Genomic DNA, 1,411 nt, shown 5'->3' on the forward strand with positions numbered 1-1,411 from the left:
GGATCAAGCAAAAAAGTTGGGGAGTAATCTTAAGCATAAATTTTAGATAACCTGAATAGAAAGAATTTCACATTTCTCACACCTCTGAACTGTGCTCTAAAAGCTTTTATCTTTGCATTGAAAGATTCTGCCGAGGCATTGGTTGATCTGTTATCAAAGTAGTTTAGTATCGTTTCGTAGTTGTTCTGGATTGTTCTTGAAATTGTGTTAAACGATTTAAATCCAGCGGATTCTACTTGATTATACCAAATGGCCAGCTTTTTAAAAGCAATTATCCTGTCCTTGGATGTACTGAGTATAGTGGACAAACCCTGACTCAGTTTATAGGCCTGTTCAAGATCAGGATACAAACCAAATAAAAGCTCTGCCCGATGTGATTGTGAAGGTGTCCAGTTGACCTCCCGCTTGAATAGCAGATATCTGCTTCTTGCCAGCAATTGTTTTACAGTGTCACCATTTTCCAGCAATTCCGGTACCCAGCGTTTTTTTACAGCCTTGGCCAGCTCCATTTCCTTATTTTCCTGTTCTATGGCCTCCCATCTATGTCTTATCCTTATTTCCTGGACGCCTTCGGTAGCCAATTGCTGTACGTGAAAGCGATCAGAAACCAGTTTGGCCTGAGGGAAGCATCTTTTAACTATACGCGACATTGTTGGAGCAAGATCAAGAGTAACTTCTTTCACTTTTCTACGCAGGCCCACCTTGATCTGAGAGAGGACTTTGATCACAGATTCGCTTTCAGTTCCTTTAATAATGGCAACAAGGGCACCTTTTTTACCTTTTGCAGCCTTATTGGTCAGAACGGTATACAACTCTCCCTGGGACAGGCTGGTTTCATCTATGGAAAGATATTCTCCCATATTTTCAGGAAATAGAAGCCAGTCCCCAGCATGTTCCAACTGATCCCAAACGGTAAATCCACTCAGATGGCTAGCATACTGCTCCTCAAGACGTTTGCCGTCAACACCAAAGAAATGACCTAGCGTTTTACAGCTTATTGGGCTTGAATCCAAATAGCTTTTCAAAAAAAAATGCAAACTCGGTAGTCATCTTGGTACCATCGGCAACCAGGTTCCAATCCCTGAAAACAATCTGTTTTGTATTGAGATTTTGCCACTTGCGCCGCTTTAACTTCAAAAAACAAGGTTTTCCACGCAAAGGAAAATCACGAACGGTGATTTCATCGAAAAAGCCCTTAGAAATCAACTTTTCACCTGAATACTCTTCGGGATGAATGTTTTTCTCTAAAAGATAAATATGGTAAGAGCCTTCAGAAAGTTCGAACTTATCAAGTTCAAAGTATTCAGTTAACCCTTCTGGTAGTATAAATGATAATATTGAGCTGTCCAAAATAATAATGTTGAACAAAATTAAATAAACTTCTCAACTCCCCAACTTTTTTGCTTGATCC

The 1,411-nt window shown here is 39.9% G+C and carries 2 protein-coding genes; both read right to left on the minus strand.

What is annotated here, in order from left to right; genetic code table 11:
* Positions 1-29 precede the first annotated feature (29 nt).
* On the minus strand, positions 30-1,013 hold the full coding sequence (locus tag OQZ33_RS24100) for a transposase (RefSeq protein WP_322975152.1): 984 nt from the start codon (positions 1,011-1,013) through the stop codon (positions 30-32).
* Positions 988-1,350, minus strand: a complete 363-nt coding sequence (locus OQZ33_RS24105; protein WP_265802123.1) for a transposase — start codon at positions 1,348-1,350, stop codon at positions 988-990. The genes OQZ33_RS24100 and OQZ33_RS24105 overlap by 26 nt, the downstream gene beginning before the upstream one ends.
* Positions 1,351-1,411 lie beyond the last annotated feature (61 nt).

This window comes from Pedobacter sp. MC2016-05 (assembly GCF_026239735.1).
In the GTDB taxonomy this organism is placed as follows: Bacteria; Bacteroidota; Bacteroidia; order Sphingobacteriales; family Sphingobacteriaceae; genus Pedobacter.